The sequence below is a fragment of the Escherichia sp. S10b genome, from assembly GCF_028421345.1.
GTDB lineage: Bacteria > Pseudomonadota > Gammaproteobacteria > Enterobacterales > Enterobacteriaceae > ECMA0423.
This window is the reverse complement of sequence record NZ_JAHZSO010000059.1, coordinates 1-951: the sequence shown is the minus strand read 5'-3', so window position 1 is coordinate 951 and position 951 is coordinate 1. Positions and strand designations below refer to the sequence as shown.

The 951-nt window shown below is 56.0% G+C and carries 1 protein-coding gene; it reads left to right on the top strand.

Annotation, left to right across the window (positions count from 1 at the left end):
• Positions 1-81: 81 nt before the first annotated feature.
• The coding region (mobF, locus tag FTE26_RS05860) for a MobF family relaxase (RefSeq protein WP_272457516.1) at positions 82-951 on the top strand (870 nt) is incomplete at its 3' end.

Here is a 951-nt window from a genome sequence, read left to right as displayed (position 1 = left end):
GCAGATGCAGCGTCGTGAAGAGGTGAACATTAATGTGCACCGGGAGCGCGGGGAGGATGTTGAGCCGGGAGATGATTTCTGATGTTGAGTTTCAGCGTTGTTAAATCGGCAGGCAGTGCCGGAAACTATTACACCGACAAGGATAATTACTATGTGCTGGGCAGCATGGGAGAACGCTGGGCCGGTCAGGGGGCTGAACAGCTTGGGCTGCAGGGCAGCGTCGATAAGGATGTTTTTACCCGTCTTCTGGAGGGCAGGCTGCCGGACGGGGCGGATTTAAGCCGCATGCAGGATGGCAGTAATAAGCATCGTCCCGGCTACGACCTGACCTTCTCCGCCCCCAAAAGTGTCTCCATGATGGCCATGCTCGGGGGGGATAAACGTCTTATTGATGCACATAACCAGGCTGTGGATTTTGCTGTCCGTCAGGTGGAGGCGCTGGCTTCCACACGGGTGATGACGGACGGACAGTCAGAAACGGTGCTGACCGGTAATCTGGTGATGGCACTGTTTAACCATGACACCAGTCGCGATCAGGACCCACAGTTACACACGCATGTGGTGGTGGCTAATGTCACGCAGCATAACGGCGAATGGAAGACACTGAGCAGTGACAAAGTGGGGAAAACCGGATTTTCCGAGAACGTGCTCGCGAACCGGATTGCGTTCGGGAAAATATATCAGAGTGAGTTACGTCAGCGCGTTGAGGCGCTGGGTTATGAAACCGAAGTGGTCGGTAAGCACGGTATGTGGGAGATGCCGGGCGTACCGGTGGAAGCCTTCTCCGGACGCTCACAGGCTATCCGGGAGGCCGTCGGTGAAGACGCCTCGCTGAAATCCCGGGATGTGGCGGCACTGGATACGCGTAAATCCAAACAGCACGTCGATCCTGAAGTCAGAATGGCTGAATGGATGCAGACGCTGAAGGAAACCGGGTTCGACATCCGGGCA